General features: G+C 69.1%; 20 protein-coding genes. 5 read left to right on the plus strand and 15 right to left on the minus strand.

The window, feature by feature from the left end:
- Positions 1-41 precede the first annotated feature (41 nt).
- The 7 genes from secF to MJ607_RS06700 all read right to left on the minus strand — a co-directional run bounded on the left by secF (position 42) and on the right by MJ607_RS06700 (position 6,422).
- A complete protein-coding gene (gene secF / locus MJ607_RS06670) occupies positions 42-1,031 on the minus strand; it encodes a protein translocase subunit SecF (RefSeq protein WP_243074790.1) in 990 nt (329 codons plus the stop codon).
- A complete protein-coding gene (gene secD, locus MJ607_RS06675; protein ID WP_243074791.1) occupies positions 1,031-2,785 on the minus strand; it encodes a protein translocase subunit SecD in 1,755 nt (584 codons plus the stop codon). Before secD ends, secF begins: the two co-directional genes overlap by 1 nt.
- 41 nt (positions 2,786-2,826) lie before the next feature.
- The gene (gene yajC / locus MJ607_RS06680) at positions 2,827-3,240 is read right to left on the minus strand and encodes a preprotein translocase subunit YajC (RefSeq protein ID WP_243074792.1); all 414 of its coding nucleotides are present in this window, start codon (positions 3,238-3,240) and stop codon (positions 2,827-2,829) included.
- Positions 3,241-3,322: 82 nt separating this feature from the next.
- Positions 3,323-4,351, minus strand: a complete 1,029-nt coding sequence (gene ruvB / locus MJ607_RS06685) for a Holliday junction branch migration DNA helicase RuvB (RefSeq protein WP_308193812.1) — start codon at positions 4,349-4,351, stop codon at positions 3,323-3,325.
- A complete protein-coding gene (gene ruvA, locus MJ607_RS06690; protein ID WP_243074793.1) occupies positions 4,344-4,964 on the minus strand; it encodes a Holliday junction branch migration protein RuvA in 621 nt (206 codons plus the stop codon). The genes ruvB and ruvA overlap by 8 nt, the downstream gene beginning before the upstream one ends.
- A gap of 68 nt (positions 4,965-5,032) precedes the next feature.
- The gene (gene ruvC, locus MJ607_RS06695) at positions 5,033-5,608 is read right to left on the minus strand and encodes a crossover junction endodeoxyribonuclease RuvC (RefSeq protein WP_243074794.1); all 576 of its coding nucleotides are present in this window, start codon (positions 5,606-5,608) and stop codon (positions 5,033-5,035) included.
- Between the two features lie 55 nt (positions 5,609-5,663).
- The gene (locus MJ607_RS06700) at positions 5,664-6,422 is read right to left on the minus strand and encodes a YebC/PmpR family DNA-binding transcriptional regulator (protein WP_243074795.1); all 759 of its coding nucleotides are present in this window, start codon (positions 6,420-6,422) and stop codon (positions 5,664-5,666) included.
- Positions 6,423-6,484: 62 nt separating this feature from the next.
- On the opposite strand from MJ607_RS06700, the gene MJ607_RS06705 reads away from it, so the two are divergent.
- Positions 6,485-6,946 carry a nitroreductase/quinone reductase family protein gene (locus MJ607_RS06705; protein WP_243074796.1) on the plus strand — a complete coding sequence of 154 codons (462 nt, stop codon included), beginning with the start codon at positions 6,485-6,487 and terminating at the stop codon, positions 6,944-6,946.
- Positions 6,947-6,953: 7 nt separating this feature from the next.
- Here the strand turns inward: MJ607_RS06705 and MJ607_RS06710 are convergent, their stop codons facing one another.
- The 6 genes from MJ607_RS06710 to pdxS form a co-directional block, all read right to left on the minus strand.
- Positions 6,954-7,337: a YciI family protein gene (locus MJ607_RS06710; protein WP_243074797.1), complete on the minus strand. Its 384-nt coding sequence runs from the start codon at positions 7,335-7,337 to the stop codon at positions 6,954-6,956.
- A 29-nt stretch (positions 7,338-7,366) separates the two neighbouring features.
- On the minus strand, positions 7,367-8,089 hold the full coding sequence (locus MJ607_RS06715) for a hemerythrin domain-containing protein (protein WP_243074798.1): 723 nt from the start codon (positions 8,087-8,089) through the stop codon (positions 7,367-7,369).
- Between the two features lie 71 nt (positions 8,090-8,160).
- Positions 8,161-8,694 carry a DUF1697 domain-containing protein gene (locus tag MJ607_RS06720; RefSeq protein ID WP_243074799.1) on the minus strand — a complete coding sequence of 178 codons (534 nt, stop codon included), beginning with the start codon at positions 8,692-8,694 and terminating at the stop codon, positions 8,161-8,163.
- A 1-nt stretch (position 8,695) separates the two neighbouring features.
- A complete protein-coding gene (locus MJ607_RS06725; RefSeq protein ID WP_243074800.1) occupies positions 8,696-9,217 on the minus strand; it encodes a hypothetical protein in 522 nt (173 codons plus the stop codon).
- Between the two features lie 29 nt (positions 9,218-9,246).
- Positions 9,247-9,846: a pyridoxal 5'-phosphate synthase glutaminase subunit PdxT gene (pdxT, locus tag MJ607_RS06730; RefSeq protein WP_308193820.1), complete on the minus strand. Its 600-nt coding sequence runs from the start codon at positions 9,844-9,846 to the stop codon at positions 9,247-9,249.
- Positions 9,847-9,856: 10 nt separating this feature from the next.
- A complete protein-coding gene (pdxS, locus tag MJ607_RS06735; protein WP_243074802.1) occupies positions 9,857-10,747 on the minus strand; it encodes a pyridoxal 5'-phosphate synthase lyase subunit PdxS in 891 nt (296 codons plus the stop codon).
- A 79-nt stretch (positions 10,748-10,826) separates the two neighbouring features.
- Here pdxS and MJ607_RS06740 point away from each other — a divergent pair, with 79 nt between their 5' ends.
- Entirely contained in the window at positions 10,827-12,161 is a 1,335-nt protein-coding gene (locus tag MJ607_RS06740) for an aminotransferase class I/II-fold pyridoxal phosphate-dependent enzyme (protein WP_243074803.1), read from the plus strand.
- Between the two features lie 7 nt (positions 12,162-12,168).
- Positions 12,169-13,020 (plus strand): pyridoxal kinase PdxY, encoded by an 852-nt coding sequence (gene pdxY, locus MJ607_RS06745; protein ID WP_243074804.1) that lies wholly within the window; start codon positions 12,169-12,171, stop codon positions 13,018-13,020.
- A 24-nt stretch (positions 13,021-13,044) separates the two neighbouring features.
- Here pdxY and MJ607_RS06750 read toward each other — a convergent pair whose 3' ends face one another.
- Positions 13,045-13,599: an HIT domain-containing protein gene (locus MJ607_RS06750; RefSeq protein WP_243074805.1), complete on the minus strand. Its 555-nt coding sequence runs from the start codon at positions 13,597-13,599 to the stop codon at positions 13,045-13,047.
- A complete protein-coding gene (gene thrS / locus MJ607_RS06755; protein ID WP_243074806.1) occupies positions 13,596-15,605 on the minus strand; it encodes a threonine--tRNA ligase in 2,010 nt (669 codons plus the stop codon). The genes MJ607_RS06750 and thrS overlap by 4 nt, the downstream gene beginning before the upstream one ends.
- A 183-nt stretch (positions 15,606-15,788) precedes the next feature.
- Between thrS and MJ607_RS06760 the strand changes: the two genes are divergently transcribed.
- Together MJ607_RS06760 and MJ607_RS06765 are read left to right on the plus strand one after the other, a co-directional pair.
- Positions 15,789-16,865, plus strand: coding sequence for an alpha/beta fold hydrolase (locus tag MJ607_RS06760; protein WP_243074807.1), 1,077 nt, complete (start codon positions 15,789-15,791; stop codon positions 16,863-16,865).
- Between the two features lie 18 nt (positions 16,866-16,883).
- Positions 16,884-18,344 carry a hypothetical protein gene (locus MJ607_RS06765; RefSeq protein WP_243074808.1) on the plus strand — a complete coding sequence of 487 codons (1,461 nt, stop codon included), beginning with the start codon at positions 16,884-16,886 and terminating at the stop codon, positions 18,342-18,344.
- Positions 18,345-18,392: the final 48 nt, after the last annotated feature.

The raw sequence follows: 18,392 nt of genomic DNA on the forward strand, positions 1-18,392 counted from the left end.
CCGCGGCAGCACCGCTTCGCGCGCGCGGACCGCCGTCACGCTCAGACCGAGGCGACGGCGCGCTCGCGCGCCGTCAGGACGCGCTCGTCGCGCGCCGTGATCGCGGGCTCGTTCTCGCGCAGCAGCGAGTACAGCGGCGCCGCGACGAAGATCGTCGAGTAGGCCGCCACGATCGTGCCGACGAAGATCGAGAGCGAGATGTCGGTGAGCGTCTGCGCACCGAGCCACAGGGCGCCGATGAACAGGATCGCGCCGGTCGGCAGGATCGCGACGACTGTCGTGTTGATCGAGCGCACGAGCGTCTGGTTGACGGCGAGGTTCACCGATTCGCCGAACGTGCGACCCGACACCTCACCGTCCTCGCTCGTATTCTCGCGGATCTTGTCGAACACGACTGTCGTGTCGTAGAGCGCGTAAGAGAGGATCGTCAGGAAGCCGATGACGGCGGCCGGCGAGATCTCGAACCCGAACAGCGCATAGACGCCGATCGTGATGACGAGCACGTCCACGAGGCCGATGATCGCGGCCGCGGACATCTTCCACGTTCGGAAGTAGAGCGCGAGGATCACGAACGTCAGGATCAGGAAGATCACGAGGCCCCATAGCGAGGTGCGCGTGACGTCGGCTCCCCAGCTGGGTCCGATGAACGAGGAGGTGACCTCGCTCTGCGGGACTTCGTAGGCATCGGCGAGGGCGACCGACACCTGGCGGGTCTCCTCGGCGGTCATCTGGTCTGTCTGGACGCGGATCGTCGCGTCGCCGATCGTCGTGACCTTCGTCGCGGCATCCGGGACGACCGTGTGCACGGCGTCCTCCGCGATCGACTGGTCGGGGCTCGTGACGCCCGACACCGTGAACTGCGAGCCGCCCGTGAACTCGATCGAGAACTGGATGGGTCGCACGAGCGGGACCAGCAGCGAGCCGATCACGAGGGCGGCGGCGATGATGAACCACATCTTGCGCCGGCCGACGAACGGGAATGACGTCTTCCCGGTGTAGAGGTCGTTGCCGAGCTGATTCATGGAGCGCATCAGTCGTCTCCCCCCTTGCCCGTCGCGGTCGGTTTGTCTTTCACAGCCGTGGTCGTCTTGCCGCCGTCCGAAGCGGAGAGCTCGGCCTGCTTGCGCTCGGCGATCGTCTGGCGACGCTCGGCCTCACCGCGCGAACGCGATGCCTTGCGACTCGCAGCCGACGTGCCGACCGCGGCGGCGGGCGCGCGGAACTGCGCACGACCGCGATAGACGGCGCCCAGCGACTCGGGGTCCAGACCCGAGAGCGGATGCCCCGAACCGAAGAATCGCGTGCGGGCGAGGAGCTGCATCACGGGGTGCGTGAACAGGATGAAGATCAGGACGTCGATGACGGTCGTGAGACCCAGCGTGAAGGCGAAGCCCTTCACGGTCGCGTCGGCGAGGATGTACAGCACGACGGCGGCGAGGATGTTGATCGACTTCGAGATGTAGATCGTCCGCTTCGCGCGGTCCCAGCCGTCCTCGACGGCGCCCGTGATGGACTTGCCGTCTCGCAGTTCGTCTCTGATTCTCTCGAAGTAGACGATGAACGAGTCGGCGGTGAAGCCGATCGAGACGATCAGACCCGCGACACCGGCGAGCGACAGACGGAAGCCCATGCGCCACGCCAGGATGCAGATCGTGATGTAGGTCAGCACGCCCATCACGATGAGCGACGCGATGATCACGAAGCCGAGGGCCCGATAGACGATGAGCGAGTAGATCGCCACGAGGATCAGGCCGATGAGGCCCGCGATGAGACCGATCTGCAGCTGCTGCGAGCCGAGCGTCGCCGAGATCGTGTCGGAGCTGACGACCTCGAAGCTCAGCGGCAGGGCGCCGTACTTGAGCTGGTCGGCGAGGGTCTTGGCCGTCTCCTGCGTGAAGTCGCCCGTGATGCTGGGCTTGCCGTCGAGGATGACGCCCTGCATCGCGGGGGCCGAGAGCACGTAGCCGTCGAGCACGAACGCGAACTGGTTGAGGGGCGCCGTCTCGCCGTAGAGGCGCTGGCTGATCTCGCCGAAGGTCGCGGTGCCCTCGGAGTCGAACACGAGGTTGACCGACCACACGCCGTTGTTCTGCTGCAGACCGAAGGTCGCATCGTCGATCGACGAACCGTCGAGCTCGACGGGGCCGAGGATGTACTTGACAGTGCCGTCGACGTCGCAGGTCACGAGCGGCTCCTCGACCGGCTCGCTCGCGGGGTCGTTCGCCTCGTCCGCGCAGTCGTACGCGAGGAATTCCGCCTGCAGAGCGGGCGTGATCCACGACGGGTCGCTCGCGTCGGTCGGCGCCGCCGTGGGCGTCGCCTGCAGCGCCGGGTCGGGCGTCGGGTACGGCGTCTCGGCGCCGTCCTCACCGACGAACGTGTTGGCGGGCGCTCCCGCGTAGAGCACGGGTCGCAGCTGCAGCTGCGCCGAGGCCTCGATCCGCTGGCGCGTCTCGTCGTCGGCCTCGCCCGGGATCTGGACGACGATGTTCTTGCCGCCCTCGGTCGTGACCTCGGCCTCGCCGACGCCCGAGGCGTCGACGCGCTGGCGGATGATCGTGACCGCCTGGTTCATCTGCTCGGTCGACGGGTCTGCACCGTCCGTCGTCTGCGCCTCGAGGATGATCTGCGTGCCGCCCTGGAGGTCGAGCGCGAGCTCGGGCGTCCAGGAGCTCTCCTTGAACACGTAGACGCCGAGCGCGTTGATGCCGAACAGGACGGCGGTGATGGTCACGAGACCGATCAGTGCGCGCCAGGCATGCCGGACGGGAGTGGAAGTCGCCACGAGGGTCAGCTTTCTCAAATGCCCTCGAGAGGGCGAGGGGTTCAGGCCTTGGGCTTGTCCGTGCCGTTGTCGGTCTCGGGCTCGACGACCGGCTCGGACGCGTCGGTGAGCGGCTCCGCCTCGATCGCCTCGTGCTCGATCGGCTCATCGTCGGCCACGGTCTCCGTGGGGGTCACGACGCGCAGGATCGCCTGGCTGTGGACCTTGATCTCGACGCCCGGTGCGAGCTCGACGATCGCGGGCTGGTCGAGGTTGTCGGGGTCGTACGAGACGATCGTGCCGTACAGGCCGCCCTGGAGGAGCACCTCGGCCCCGGGCACCGTCTGGCGCGCCTTGGCCTCCTGCTCCGTCTTCTGCTTCTGCATCCGGCGGCGCGAGCTCCAGAACATGAAGATCAGAAGCGCGCCCAGGACGAGGATCAGGCCGTAGTTGGCGAAGAAGGCAGCGAAGTCCATGGGGGTGGGAGACCTTTCGGGTCAGGCGCGCGCCGTGGCGGCGCTGCCTTGGAGAAGGAGGATCGGCGAAAGCCTTCAGCGATTATAGGTCATTGAATCGCAGGGCCCCGTCCGGGTGCGGGGCCCCCAGGTGGGCGTACGCGTGAGGGGTCGCGACACGCCCGCGAGGGGTCCTGCCGAGGAATCCGATCCGCACGAGATAGGGCTCGACGACTGACTCGATCGTCTCGGCCTCCTCGCCCACAGTGACCGCGAGCGTGCTCAATCCGACGGGCCCGCCCTGGAACCGCCGCACGATCGCATCGAGGACTGCGCGGTCGAGCCGGTCGAGCCCGATCGCGTCGACGTCATAGAGGTCGAGGGCTGCGCTGACGATCGCCGTGTCCGCGCGTCTTCCCTCGCCGTGGACGACCTGGTAGTCGCGCACGCGCCGCAGCAGGCGGTTCGCGATCCGGGGTGTGCCGCGCGAGCGGCGCGCGATCTCGGAGCGGGCGTCGTCCGGCAGACCGACGTTCAGCATGAGCGCCGAACGCTCGACGACGCGCTCGAGCTCGTGCACCTCGTAGTACTCGAGATGAGCTGTGAAGCCGAACCGGTCGCGCAGCGGATTGGGCAGCAGTCCCGAGCGCGTCGTCGCTCCGACGAGCGTGAACGGCGCGAGGTCGAGCGGAATGCTCGTCGCGCCCGCACCCTTGCCGACCATGATGTCGATGCGGAAGTCCTCCATCGCGAGGTACAGCATCTCTTCGGCCGAGCGCGCCATGCGATGGATCTCGTCGATGAAGAGCACTTCGCCCGGCGTCAGGCTCGACAGGAGCGCCGCGAGATCGCCGGCGTGCTGGATGGCGGGCCCGCTCGACAGTCGCAGGGGCCGACCGCTCTCGTGGGCGACGATCATGGCGAGCGTCGTCTTGCCGAGTCCGGGAGGGCCCGACATCAGGATGTGGTCGGGCGAGCGCTGCTGGATGCGCGCCGCGTCGAGCAGCAGCTGCAGCTGACCCCGGACCTTCTGCTGGCCGACGAACTCGGCGAGCGACATGGGGCGCAGTGCGCCTTCTATCGCGAGCTCGGTCTCGTCCTCGGGCTCGTCGATGTCGCGGAGGTCATCCACCGGCGGGCTCCTTGCGCGCCGGGCCGAGCACGGCCAGCGTGAGCCGCAGCAGCGCCTGCACCGAGGCGCGGTCGGCGTCGGCAGCTTCGTCGGCGACGGATGCGACGGCCTCCGCCGCGATGCGCTCGGACCAGCCGAGACCCACGAGGGCCTGTGTGACCTGCGCCGGGACCGCGTGCAGTGCCGGTCCGCCCGCCGCGGCAGCGGGCCGCGAGGGCGTGAGTCTCCCCGCGAGCTGGACGACGATGAGCTTCGCGGTCTTGGGGCCGATGCCCGAGACGCGCCGGAACGGGGCGTCGTCGTCGGCGGCGACGGCATCCGCGATCTGGTCGACCGACAGCGTCGAGAGGACGCCGAGCGCCGATTTCGGGCCGACGCCGGTCACCCCGAGCAGGAGGCCGAAGGCCACGAGCTCGTCGTGCGTCTCGAAGCCGAAGAGCGACAGCGCGTCCTCGCGGACGATGAGCGTCGTGTGCAGTCGCAGCTCCTCGCCGAGCCGGGCGGAGTGCGCGACGTGCGGCGGGACGGCGATCGAGAGCCCGACGCCGCCGACTTCGACGACGACCGAATCGGCGTCGGCGTGCAGGACGCGTCCGCGAACCGAGGAGATCATGCTTCGAGCCTAGAGAGCGATTCGCAGTTTTGTTCGAGCGACACGCTCGCCGCCCGGCGTGCGGATCGTCAGCGCCGCGAGAGGCGCTCGGCGTCCTTCCAGGCGCGCTGCGCGGGCGTGAGCACACCGGCCGAGGAAGGGCCCGTCGGCGCGTCCGCGCGCCACGCGTGGCACAGAGCCAGCGCGAGGGCGTCGGCGGCATCCGCGGGCTTGGGCAGCTCGTCGAGGCGCAGGATGCGCGCGACCATCGTCTGGACCTGGCGCTTGTCAGCCGACCCGTAGCCCGTGATCGCCGCCTTCACCTCGCTGGGCGTGTGCGTCTGCGCGCTCAAGCCGTGCTCGGCCGCGAGCAGGAGCGCGACGCCGCTCGCCTGCGCCGTGCCCATGACGGTGCTGCGGTTGTTCTGCGCGAAGACGCGCTCGACGGCGACGACATCGGGACTGTGCTCGTCGAGGACGAGGCGCAGTCCCGCCGCGATGATCGCGAGCCGTCGCTCGATCGGCAGCTCGGGATCGGACCGCACGACGCCGACGTGGACGAGCGTCGCGGAGCGGTCGCGTGCGACATCCACGACCCCGACTCCACACCTCGTGAGCCCCGGATCGACGCCGAGGACTCGGACGGATGCCTGTGCGCGAGCCACTCCCCTACGCTAGGCGCTCGCCGGACACCGGGCTTCCAGGCGCGCCCGGCTCAGGTCAGTCGTCTTCCTCGAGCTCGGCCTGCACCTCGGCGGTCAGGTCGAAGTTGCTGTACACGTTCTGCACGTCGTCGCTGTCCTCGAGGGCGTCGATGAGGCGGAACACCTTCCGCGCCGTGTCAGCGTCGACCTCGACCTTGAGGTTCGGGACGAACTCGACGTCGGCCGACTCGTAGTCGATGCCCGCATCCTGCAGTGCGGAGCGCACCGTCACGAGGTCCGACGCGTCCGTGATGATCTCGAAGCCCTGAGCGTGCGGCTCGACCTCTTCGGCCCCTGCCTCGAGCACCGCGAGCATGACGTCATCCTCGCTCGTGCCCTCGCCGCCGACGACGATGACCCCCTTGCGCGTGAAGTTGTACGCGACGCTGCCCGGGTCGGCGAGCGTGCCGCCGTTGCGGCTGAGCGCCGTGCGCACCTCGGCGGCCGCACGGTTCTTGTTGTCGGTGAGGCACTCGATCATGAGCGCGACGCCGTTGGGTCCGTAGCCCTCGTACATGATCGAGCTGTACTCGACGGCTTCGCCGCCGATGCCCGCACCGCGCTTGATGGCGCGGTCGATGTTGTCGTTGGGGACCGACGTCTTCTTCGCCTTCTGCACGGCGTCGTACAGCGTGGGGTTGCCTGCGAGGTCGGCGCCGCCCATCTTGGCGGCGACTTCGATGTTCTTGATGAGCTTGGCGAACGACTTGGCACGGCGCGAATCGATGATCGCCTTCTTGTGCTTGGTCGTCGCCCACTTGGAGTGGCCGGACATGGATTCAAGTCTAGAGTGCGGGATCATGGACGGAGGATCGCCGAACCCGAGGAGGCGACGCCATGGCATTCGACACGCCGAACGGCACGAGGGGCGCGCGGCAGCCCGGCCGAAGCCGGCTCGAGCAGCGCGGAAATCGCTGGATGGTCGAGCGGATCCGCCGCAAGGGGTCGCGGGGCGACCGGGAGGTCGTGCTCGTCACGATCGGCAAGCGCACGGGCAAGGAGCGCATGAACCCGGTGCGGTGCTTCGTCGAGCCGGATGGCCGCAAGCTCATCGTCGCCGCGGCGAACGGCGCGGCACGGAACCCCTCCTGGTACTACAACATCGCCGCCGACCCGGACCGGGTTCGCATCGAGTACGCCGGCCGGCGGGTGCGGGTCAGGCCCGAGCAGCTGCACGGCGGCGAGCGCGAAGCCGCGTGGCGGCGCATCGTCGCCGAGGCGCGTGGGTTCGCGCGCTACGAGCGGATCACGGATCGGGAGATGCCGGTCATCCGCCTCACGCCGCTCGACGAGGAATGAGGCCGGTTCACTCGTCCGGCATCGAGCGCCGGTCCCCCACTGGAGCGGTCGCGCGGGGGAAGGCGAGCGAGTCGGCGGCCACCCACCACTCCATGAGGTCGTAGGCGAGACGGCCGGCCACCACCGACGGGTCGGCGTCGGACAGACGCGCAGCCTCGGCCGGGCTGCACGCGAAGATCGACATCCCCCGGTAGGAGCCGTCGCTCTGGGCGTCGAAGGGCCCGTTCACGACGAGGAGGCCGTCGCGGCGGAGCCGCGCGCGGTACGCGAGGTGCTCGGACTGAAGGACCTCGAGCTCCGCATCGGAGAATGCGACCGCGTCGACGGGCCGGCGCAGCACGACGACGGTGTAGACGTCGAACGCCTCCGGGATGTTCGGATCGCGTGCCATGAGCCGATCGTAGGCTCGCCCCGCCGCTTTCAGGCCGCGCCCTCGGACGGGCGATACCCCGGAACGGCAGTCCCGGCGGACAGGAGCGCGAGCGAGCGCTCGTACTGCCGGCGCCCGTAGAACTTGTACAGCGTCCGGATCACGGCCGGGATCTCCTTCATGAGGTCGGCTGCGACTTCAGGCGTGAGCGAATCCTGGATGAGACCGAAGAAGAGGAAGATCTGCGACCGGTCGTACGTCTTCTGCGCCTGCGCGCCGAGCGCGTCCCACTCCTCCTGTGTGAACACCTCCTGCATGACCGGCATCGCCAGCCGCTCCTCGTTCTCGAGGTGGTTGCGCAGGACAGCGCCTGTCTGCTCGAGCTGGACGGCGAGCGGCTCGCTCGTGGCGGGGCCGGGATCGGCGCACCACGCGTCGATGAGCGCGGGCGTCGCGTCGATCAGGACCGCGACCTCCCGATGGTGCTGTCGCATGAGGTCGACGTGGATGGCGCATGCGGGCTTGCGGGCCGTCATGGCGTCCCAGAAGCTGTCGTCCTCGAAGTGATGGTGGTGGTGGAGCGCCTCGCCGACGAGGAGCACGTTGCGCGCGACCGCGCGCACGCGCTTGGGGTCGGACGCAGGTGTTCCGCGCACGCCGGCGGGCATCACCTGATAGAGCCTTCGGAACGCGTCATGCACGAAGACCAGGTCCTTCGTGTCGCATCCGGCACCTGCAGGGACCTCTCCCGAGGGCGGCAGCATCGTGGCCATGGATCCGGCTCCTCCCCTGAGAATGAGGAGAAGCTATCGGTCGTCGCGCCGGCAGGGCAAGAGCCCCGGAGTCAGCCGAGGATCTTCCCCAGGGTCCGCAGATTGCGGTTCGTCGTCCGCGGCGCGAACGTGCGCTTCGCGAGGACCTTCGCGAACGGGGTGTCGGTCGTGGTTCCCTTGACCGGATTCCAATAGACGACGCCGGGTCCTGTCGCGACGGGGTCGACGACGGGGTCGAGGGATGCCGCGGCCGCCGCGAGCTCGTCGCGGGTCGCGGTGTCGGCGCAGAACACGACCCACGGCTGGCGATCCGCGTCCGACGCGTCGAACGGGAAGTCGTCGATGGCCGACGTCAGCTCGTCCCGCGTGATGAGGAGGATGTGGGCTTCGTACCCGAAGCGCGTTCCGAGCGCCTCCTCGATGGACGCCTGCAGCGTCGCGCGGGCGCGCGTGCCGGCATCCGCTTCGAACGCGACGTTTCCGCTCGCGAGCACCGTCCGCACCGACGCGAAGCCGAGGCCGCGGAAGACCTCGGCGAGGTCGGCGCTGCGGATCGCGACGCCGCCGACGTTGACGCCGCGCAGGAGTGCGACCCACGCCGTCATGTCAGAGCGCGAACTCGAAGCCGAAGCGCGCCGACAGGAGCGCGACGAGGTCGCGCGGGATCTTCGTGAGATAGGCGGGCGCCGGCGCGAGCGTGTCGGGTCCGCCGATGAAGGGGAAGTACACAGGGCCCTCGGTCGCGGCCTCGACGCGGTCGCGCACCGCGACGATGTCCGAGCCGATCCGCCGCAGATCCGTGATCGTGATGGGCGAGGCGAGGCGCAGCGTGTCGCTCACGGGCATGCGCCAGTGCGGCAGCGTGTCGCCGTGCCGTTCGCGCGACTCCTCGCCGAGCGGACCGAGCACCCGGCCCCACGCGCCGATCCCGGGAGGTGTCAGCGTGCGATCCCACACGAAGATCGTGTCGCCGGGCTCGGTGTGGCCGACGAGCTCGTGCGACCACTCGAAGCGGCGCTCGTCCGAGGACTTCGGCGCGACGAGCGCGTCACCCACGACGCCCTTCGACGGCGCGATCATCCAATAGCGCTCCTCGGGTTGGTCGCGCCACCAGTCGTTGATCGCCATGCGTGAAATCTAACCCGAGCCGCGAGGATTCAGCGCGCCGCGGCGCGCACGAGCCCCAGGAAGCGCTCGTGGAATCGCGTCTCGCCCGAGACCTCTGGGTGGAACGCGGTCGCGAGCAGCGGACCCTGCTCGACGGCGACGACGCCTCCGTCGGGCAGCGTCGCGATCGCGGTCGCCCGCGGGCCCACTGCCGCGACGAGCGGCGCGCGGATGAACGTCGCGCGCACGGCGTGCCCCTCGAAGCCCGCGACCTCGAGATCCGTCTCGAACGAGTCGACCTGGCTGCCGAACGCGTTGCGCGTCACGACGACGTCGAGTCCGCCGAAGGTCTCCTGGCCGGCGATGGGATTGGTGAGCCGGTCGGCCAGCATGATCATGCCGGCGCACGTGCCGTACACCGGCATGCCCGCGGCGATCGCGTCGCGGATGGGATGCTGCATCCCGAACGACCTCGACAGCTTGTCGATGACGCTCGATTCGCCGCCGGGGATCACGAGACCGTCGACGGCCGCGAGCTCGGCGGGGCGCCGCACGAGCGACACCTCGGCGCCGAGCTCGCGCAGCACGTGGGCGTGCTCGCGGACGTCGCCCTGCAGGGCGAGGATCCCGACGTGCGGTCGGCGTTCGATGCTCAGCGCGTCACCAGCCGCGCTCGGAGAGGCGGTGCGGTGCCGGGAGGTCGGAGACGTTGATGCCGACCATCGCCTCGCCGAGGCCGCGCGAGACCTCCGCGATGACCTTGGCGTCGTCGTAGAAGGTCGTCGCCTTCACGATCGCGGCAGCACGCTCGGCGGGGTTGCCGGACTTGAAGATGCCCGAGCCGACGAACACGCCGTCGGCGCCCATCTGCATCATCATTGCCGCGTCGGCCGGCGTCGCGACGCCGCCCGCGACGAACAGCACGACCGGCAGCTTGCCCGTCGCGGCGATCTCGGCGACGAGCTCGTACGGCGCCTGCAGCTCCTTCGCGGCGACGTACAGCTCGTCTTTCGTCATCGACTTGAGGACGTTGATCTCGCTCGTGATCTTGCGGATGTGCTTCGTGGCCTCGGAGACGTCGCCCGTCCCGGCCTCGCCCTTGGAGCGGATCATCGCCGCGCCCTCGTTGATGCGTCGCAGGGCCTCGCCGAGGTTGGTCGCACCGCAGACAAAGGGCACCGTGAAGCCCCACTTGTCGATGTGGTTGACGTAGTCGGCGGGCGAGAGCACTTCGGACTCGTCGATGTAGTCGACGCCGAGCTCCTGCAGCACCTGGGCCTCGACGAAGTGGCCGATGCGCGCCTTCGCCATGACCGGGATCGAGACGGCCTCGATGATGCTGTCGATCATGTCGGGGTCGCTCATGCGCGACACGCCGCCTTGGGCGCGGATGTCGGCGGGCACGCGCTCGAGCGCCATGACGGCGACGGCGCCGGCATCCTCGGCGATGCGGGCCTGCTCGGCCGTGACGACGTCCATGATGACGCCGCCCTTCAGCATCTCGGCGAGGCCGCGCTTGACGCGGGACGATCCTGTGGTGGGCTCGGACATGGATAGACTCCTCGGTATTGGCCTAGGCCAAAAGATAGCACGTCGCAGGACGTGATTCCGCAGGCCGCCAGGGGGTTCGATGGACGACGAGATCACGGGCGCCACGGCTGTCGAGATCGCCGAGAGCGTGCGCCGGCTGCTCGACCGGGCGACGCTGTCCCCCGGCGACCCCCTCCCCTCCGTGCGCGCCCTCGCCGATCGCCTGCACGTGAACCGCAACACCGTCATGGCGGCCTATCGCCTGCTCGGGCGCGCGGGAGTCGTCGTGACGGCGGGGCGCGGCGGAACCCGCGTCGCGGGGCGCGCGCCCGTCGCGCAGGAGGGGTACGCGATCGACACCGTGCTGCGCGACGTCGGCACGGGCAACCCCGACCCCGACCTCATCCCCGATCCCTCGACCGCCCTCGCGCACGTCGCGGGGCGCCCCGTCCTGTACGGCGAGCCGGTCATCGACCGCGAGCTCGCGGGCTGGGCCGACGGATGGATGCGCGATGCCGTCGACCCGGCCCTGACGTTCCGCCTCACGATCACGAGCGGGGCATCGGACGCGATCGAGCGGCTTCTCGCGCAGGCTCTCACGCGCGATGACGCCGTGGGTCTCGAGGATCCGTGCTTCCTCGCGAGCATCCACACGGTGCGGCTCGGCGGGTATCGCCCCATCCCGATCCCCGTCGACGACGAGGGGATGACAGTCGACGGACTGCGCGCCGCTCTGGCCGACGGCGTGCGGGCGATCGTCTGCACGCCGCGCGCGCAGAACCCGACCGGGGCGAGCATCAGCGCCCGGCGCGCGGAAGACCTGCGGAACGTGCTCGCGGCGCATCCGTATGTGCTCGTGATCGAGGACGACCACTTCGCGATGCTGTCGACGCAGCCCTACCACTCGCTCATCGGTCCCGATCATCGCCGCTGGGCGCTCGTCCGGTCGGTGTCGAAGTTCCTCGGCCCCGACATGTGCCTGGCCGTCACGGCATCCGATCCGCGGACCGCGGAGCGGCTCGCGATGCGGCTCACGCCCGGGACGACATGGGTCAGCCACCTGCTCCAGCGGCTCACGCACGCCCTCGTGACCGACGGCGAGGTGCTCGCCGAGATCGAGTCGGCGGCGGCGCACTACGCCGAGCGCAACGCCGCCTTCGCGGAGCGCCTCGCGACGCACGGCATCCCGGCCGTCGCGGGCGACGGACTCAACCTGTGGGTGCGCCTGCCCATCTCGGCGCGCTCCGCGACGGAGCAGCTCATGCGACGCGGCTGGCTCGTGCGGCCCGGAGACGAGTTCGTCCTCGCGGACGACGACGCCTCGTGGCATCTGCGTCTCACCGTCCACGATCTCGACGACGACGACGCGCAGCAGCTCGCCGCCGACATCGCGGCGGCCGCCCGGTCCGGGGAGGCCATGCGCGAAGTGCGATGATCGAGCGGTGAAGATTCTCTCGATCCAGTCCGCCGTCGCGTACGGGCATGTCGGCAACTCCGCCGCGGTCTTCCCGCTCCAGCGGATCGGGGTCGAAGTGCTCCCCGTCTACACGGTGAACTTCTCGAACCACACCGGCTACGGGGCGTGGCGCGGCCCGCTCATCTCACCGGCCGACGTCGCGGACGTCATCACCGGGATCGAGGAGCGCGGCATCCTCCCCCAGATCGACGTCGTGCTGTCGGGCTATCAGGGCAGCGAGGGCATCGGCGACGTCATCCTCGACGCCGTCGCGCGCGTCAAGGCCGCGAACCCGTCCGCCGTGTACTCGTGCGACCCCGTCATGGGCAACGCAAAGTCGGGATGCTTCGTCGCACCCGCGATCCCCGTGCTCCTCCGCGAGCGCGTCGTGCCGAACGCCGACATCATCACGCCCAACCAGTTCGAGCTGGGGTTCCTCACGGGCACCGAGCCGACCGATCTCGTCTCGACTCTGGCCTCGGCGGATCTGGCCCGCGAGACGGGACCGCGGACGGTGCTCGTCACGAGCGTCGAGCGACCGGATGCTCCGGCAGGCACGATCGAGATGCTCGCCGTGACGGACGACGGCGCGTGGATCGTGCAGACGCCCCGTATTCCGATGAAGGCGAACGGATCGGGGGATGTCACAGCCGCGCTGTTCACGGCGCACTATCGCTCGAGCGGCGATGCCGCGGACGCCCTCGCCCGCACGACGTCGAGCGTCTACGACCTGCTCGAGCGCACGCACGAGTCGGGCGAGCGCGAGCTGCAGCTCGTCGAGTCCCAGGAGGCGTACGCGCACCCGCGCATGCAGTTCGCCGTCACGCAGGTGCGCTGACCCGGCTGAGCTTCCCGCGGCGCGTCAGGCGTCCCAGGCCTCCGCGACGCTCTTTCGGACCTCGCCGAGGAGCTGCGGGAGCGCCTTCGTCTTGGCGATGATCGGGAAGAAGTTCGCGTCCGTCGCCCAGCGCGGCACGATGTGCTGGTGCAGGTGCGCGTCGACGCCCGCCCCCGCGACCGCGCCCTGGTTCATGCCGATGTTGAAGCCGTCACAGTGCGCGACCTTCTTGAGCACGCGCATCGCGCGCTGGGTGAGTGCGCCGATCTCGGCGACCTCTTCGTCCGTGGCCTCGTCGTACGTCCCGATATGGCGATACGGGCACACGAGCAGGTGACCCGAGTTGTACGGGAAGAGGTTCAGCAGGACAAACGAGGTCACTCCGCGGTGCACGATGAGGGCGTCGGCGTCGGTCATGCCGGGTGCCGCGCAGAACGGGCACACTTCGCGCAGCGGCTCGGGGCCGGCCTGGATGTAGGCCATCCGGTGCGGGGTCCACAGCCGCTGGAACTCGTCCGGGACGCCGGGGATGACGCTCGCCGCGATGAGCTCGGCCTCCCCGGCGCCGCCGTCGGTCACGCCAGATCCTCCGCGGTGTTCACGAGCGCGTGCGACGCGATGGCGCGCTGCACGAGCGCGATCGCCTCGTCGACGGGGATGCCGTTGCGCTGCGTCCCGTCGCGGAACCGGAACGAGACGGTGCCGCCGGAGCGGTCCTGCTCCCCCGCAATCAGCTGGATCGGCACCTTGTGGGTCGTGTGGGTGCGGATCTTCTTCTGCATTCGCTCGTCGGAGTGGTCGAGCTCGGCGCGCACGCCGTCGGCCCGCAGTCGCGCGATGATGTCGCCGAGATAGTCGGCGTACTCCTCTGCCACCGGGATGCCGACGATCTGCACGGGCGCGAGCCACACCGGGAATGCCCCGGCGTAGTGCTCGAGGAGGATCGCGAAGAACCGCTCGATCGAGCCGAAGAGCGCGCGGTGGATCATGATCGGCCGCTTCTTCTGGCCGTCGCGATCGGTGTACTCGAGCTCGAAGCGCTCGGGCAGATTGGGGTCGACCTGCACGGTGGACAGCTGCCACGTGCGGCCGATCGCGTCGCGCGTCTTCAGGTCGATCTTGGGTCCGTAGAAGGCGGCCTCACCGGGCACCTCGGTGAGCTTGAGCCCACTCGCGACGGCGACGTTGCGCAGCGCCTGGGTCGAGTAGTCCCAGAACTCCTCGGAGCCGATCCACTTGTCCTTCTCATCGTCGCGCATCGAAAGCTCGAGCTCGAAGTCGTCGAGGCCGAAGTCGCGGAGCATCGAGATGACGAACTCGAGGACGCGGGTCGCCTCGCCCTCGAGCTGCTCGGGGGTCACGAAGAGGTGCGAGTCGTCCTGCGTGAAGCCGCGCACGCGGGTGAGCCCGTGCAGGGCGCCGGAGAGCTCGTTGCGGTAGACCGTGCCGTTCTCGGCGAGGCGCATGGGCAGGTCGCGGTAGCTCCGCGCACGCTCCTTGTAGATCAGGATGTGCATCGGGCAGTTCATCGGCTTCAGGTAGTAATCCTGGCCGTGCTTCGTGATCACGCCGTTCTCGTCGCGCTCCTCGTCCATGACGATGGGCGGGAACATGCCCTCGCGATACGTCACGAGGTGGTTCGAGGTGAGGAACAGGTCCTCCTTCGAGATGTGCGGCGTGTAGACGTAGGTGTAGCCGCCCTCGATGTGGCGCCGACGCGCGTGCTGCTCCATCTCGCCGCGGACGACGCCGCCCTTGGGGTGCCACACAGACAGGCCCGAGCCGATCTCGTCGGGGAACGAGAAGAGGTCGAGCTCCTTGCCGAGCTTGCGGTGATCGCGCTTGGCCGCTTCCTCGAGGCGCGCCTGGTAGGCGCGCAGCTCGTCCTTCGTCGGCCACGCTGTGCCGTAGATGCGCTGCAGCTGGGGGTTCTTCTCGCTGCCGCGCCAGTAGGCGCCCGCGATGCGGGTGAGGTCCCAGCCGTTGCCGACGAGACGCGTGCCCGGCACGTGCGGTCCGCGGCAGAGGTCCTTCCAGACCGTCTCGCCGTCGCGGCCCACGTTGTCATAGATCGTGAGCTCGCCCGCGCCGACCTCGACCGAGGCGCCCTCGGTCTTCTCGGCGCCGCCGCCCTTGAGGCCGATGAGCTCGAGCTTGAACGGCTCGTCGGCGAGTTCGACGCGCGCCTCGTCGTCCGTCACGACCCGGCGGACGAACCGCTGGTTCTCGCGGACGATCCGCTCCATCTCCTTCTTGATCGCCTTGAGGTCCTCCGGAGTGAAGGGCTCGTCGACGCCGAAGTCGTAGTAGAAGCCGTCGGTGATCGGCGGGCCGATACCGAGGTTCGCCTGCGGGCGGATGCGCTGGACGGCCTGAGCGAGCACGTGCGCCGTCGAGTGCCGCAGGATGGCCAGGCCGTCGGGGCTCTCGACGGTGACGGGCTCGACGGCATCCGTCTCCTCGACGAGGGTCGCGAGGTCTTTCAGCTCGCCGTTGACGCGAAGCGCGATCACGGAGCGGTCGGGGAACAGTGCGAAGCCGTCCGCGGGGTACGACACGGTCGATGGAAGGGCGACGTCAGTCAAGGCAGGTCTCCAAGAGGTAATCGGATCAAGGCTACCTGCGACCCGTCGGGGTGAGCGTCCGGCGTGTCCGATCCGACCCGTGACGCGGACGCGTCCTTCCCAATATGCTGAAGCGTCGCGGGCGAGGCATGGGGGTCCACACCGCGGCGACGCAGGGCACGGCATCCAATGCAGGGGGTCGAAATGGGCGAAGGCGACGCACCGGGCGCGACGAGTGTCGAGGAACGAGAGCGACGGCCGCTGCGATGCGGTGAGGCGACCGTCTACCGATTCGCGACGCAGGACGGCGTGGAGCTTCAGCTCTCACGCTTCCAGGGCGGCACGAAGGGCCCCGTCATCCTGACGCCGGGCTTCGGCACCTCCTCGATCGCGTACACGATCGACACGACCGACACGAACTACCCCGAGTACCTCTTCGAGCACGGCTACGACGTATGGGTGCTCGACTACCGCGCGAGCCCCCTTCTCCCGTCGTCCTCGACGCCGTTCACACTCGACGACATCGCGCGCTACGACTACCCGGCCGCCGTCTCGAAGGTGCGCGAGGTGTCGGGCGCGGACTCCGTGCAGATCGTCGCGCACTGCGTCGGATCGCTCACGATGCTCATGGGCATGGGGCTCGGGCTCGAGGGCGTGCGGTCGGCGGTCGCATCGCAGGTGACGCTGCATCCGCGCGGCGGGACGCTCAACGAGCTGCGCGCCGGCATCTACGCGGGGAACATCCTCGACGCCCTCGGGGTCGACACGCTGACGACCGAGTTCGACGACGACCCCTCGTGGGTCGAGCAGCTCTACGACAGGGCGCTCGCGATCTACCCCGCCGGCGAGGAGCCGTGCGATCGCCCGTTCTGCCGCCGTGTCATGTTCATGTACGGCGAGGTCTACGACCACGACAAGCTCAACGACGCGACCCACGACCACCTCGAAGAGGCCTTCGGCGTCGCGAACATGCGCACGCTCACCCACATCACGAAGATCCTGCGCGCGGACCACGCCATCAGCTGGGACGGCGACCACGACTACCTCGACGACGTCGAGGGGCTCAAGCTGCCGATCGCCTTCATCCACGGCGAGCACAACCGGCTGTTCATCCCCGAGGGCAGTCAGCTCACCTACGAGTTCCTCGTCGAGCGCAACGGCCCCGAGCTCTACTCGCGCCACGTGATCCCCGATTACGCGCACATGGACTGCTTCATCGGGAAGGATGCCGCGCGCGACGTGTATCCCACCATCACCGCCCAGCTCGATCTGCACAACTGACAATCTCGAGGAGCCCGCATGACCAGCGTCGACGAGTCCACCGCAGCGGGATCGAGCGCGGCGGGACCACACCCCGCGCTCGCCGACCTTGCGAGCTATCCCTTCCTCTCGGCGCTCACCGACCGCCGTACGCGGCGGATCCCGCGCGGCTTCTCGGTGAACGCCGGTCCGCTGAGCCACGAGAGCCACAACGACCCCGCGCCCCTCAGCAAGCTCGAGGAGGCGATCCTCGTGAGCACCGTCACGGGCATCACGGGCATCACGACGCATGACGGGCCGCTCGTCGAGAAGAACGGCGAGAACGAGCTCGGCACGCCGTTCCTCAACATCCTGGCGCGCACGGGCAGCAGCGCCGACAACGCGCAGGCGACCCACTTCTTCATGATCAACGACGACGGCATCTTCCTGCTGCGCGCGCCGCGCGGGCAGGAGGCGCTCGATCTGCTCAAGGACCTGCCGCCGAAGTGGGGCGACCGCACCGAGGCGGACTGGATCGAGGCTGCCGGCAAGTGCATCATCCGGATCTCGGACCGTCGGCTCGACTTCCCCCGCGAGTGGCCGTACTACCTGGGCTGGAACAACCAGGCCTCGAACGCGCCGGGCACGACAGTCTTCTTCCCCGTCGTGGACTGCACGTGGCAGTACATCAACGCGATCATCATCCTGCTCACCGAACCCGGGGGCATGCGTCCGCTCTTCCTCGACGACTGGCGCAGCTTCCACCCCAAGGGGTTCGTGGAGCGGTTCGCGAAGATCGGCGGCGCACTCGGCATCACGCCGAAGATCCCGTACCACCCGATCGGCGGGCTCTCCCGCGTGCGCAGCGGCTACGTCAACAAGGACAGCCAGGCTCCGCTCGGCTTCGGAGGCGCGCTCCGCACCGACTACGAGTCCTTCTTCTACTTCCAGAACCTCATGCTCATGGGGCAGTCCATGGGACTCGGCGGCTGGATCCACGGTTCCGTGTTCCCGCCCTACATCTGGCAGCAGGACGACTCCAAGGGATGGCACGGCCTCGGGTTCCGGCTCGAAGAGCCGAAGAAGCACCGCAAGTGGCCGCCCGTCCCCGCATCGCAGGCCAACCCCGTCGGCATCGACGGCATCCTCGAGGGACTCACTCCCCCGTACGTCTCGTCGATGGACGAGGCCGTCGACCGCGTCGTCGAGTCGAAGTACAGCGCGACGGGACCGGCCTACGGCAACGAGAAGGTCTTCGCGAGCTCCTACCGCAACATCGACGATGCCCGCGCGTTCCTCGAGAAGGGCACGCGGTTCGGCCCCGACGAGATCGCGTACACGAAGGACATCTGCAACTACATCTGGGACACGTACGGGCGCTTCCCGGCCCACGTCGATGCCTTCTACACGCCCGGGATGTGGCTGCAGTTCTCCCACCTCGAGATGGAGTACTACGACCGCTTCTTCGACCCGCGGCAGTACACGCGCCAGGCGGCCCACGACGGGCTCTGGCACCGCTGATCCTACGGAAGAGGCCGGCCCGAGCATCGCCCGGGCCGGCCTCTCCTC

Source organism: Microbacterium sp. SS28 (assembly GCF_022761035.1).
Classification (GTDB): Bacteria; Actinomycetota; Actinomycetes; order Actinomycetales; family Microbacteriaceae; genus Microbacterium.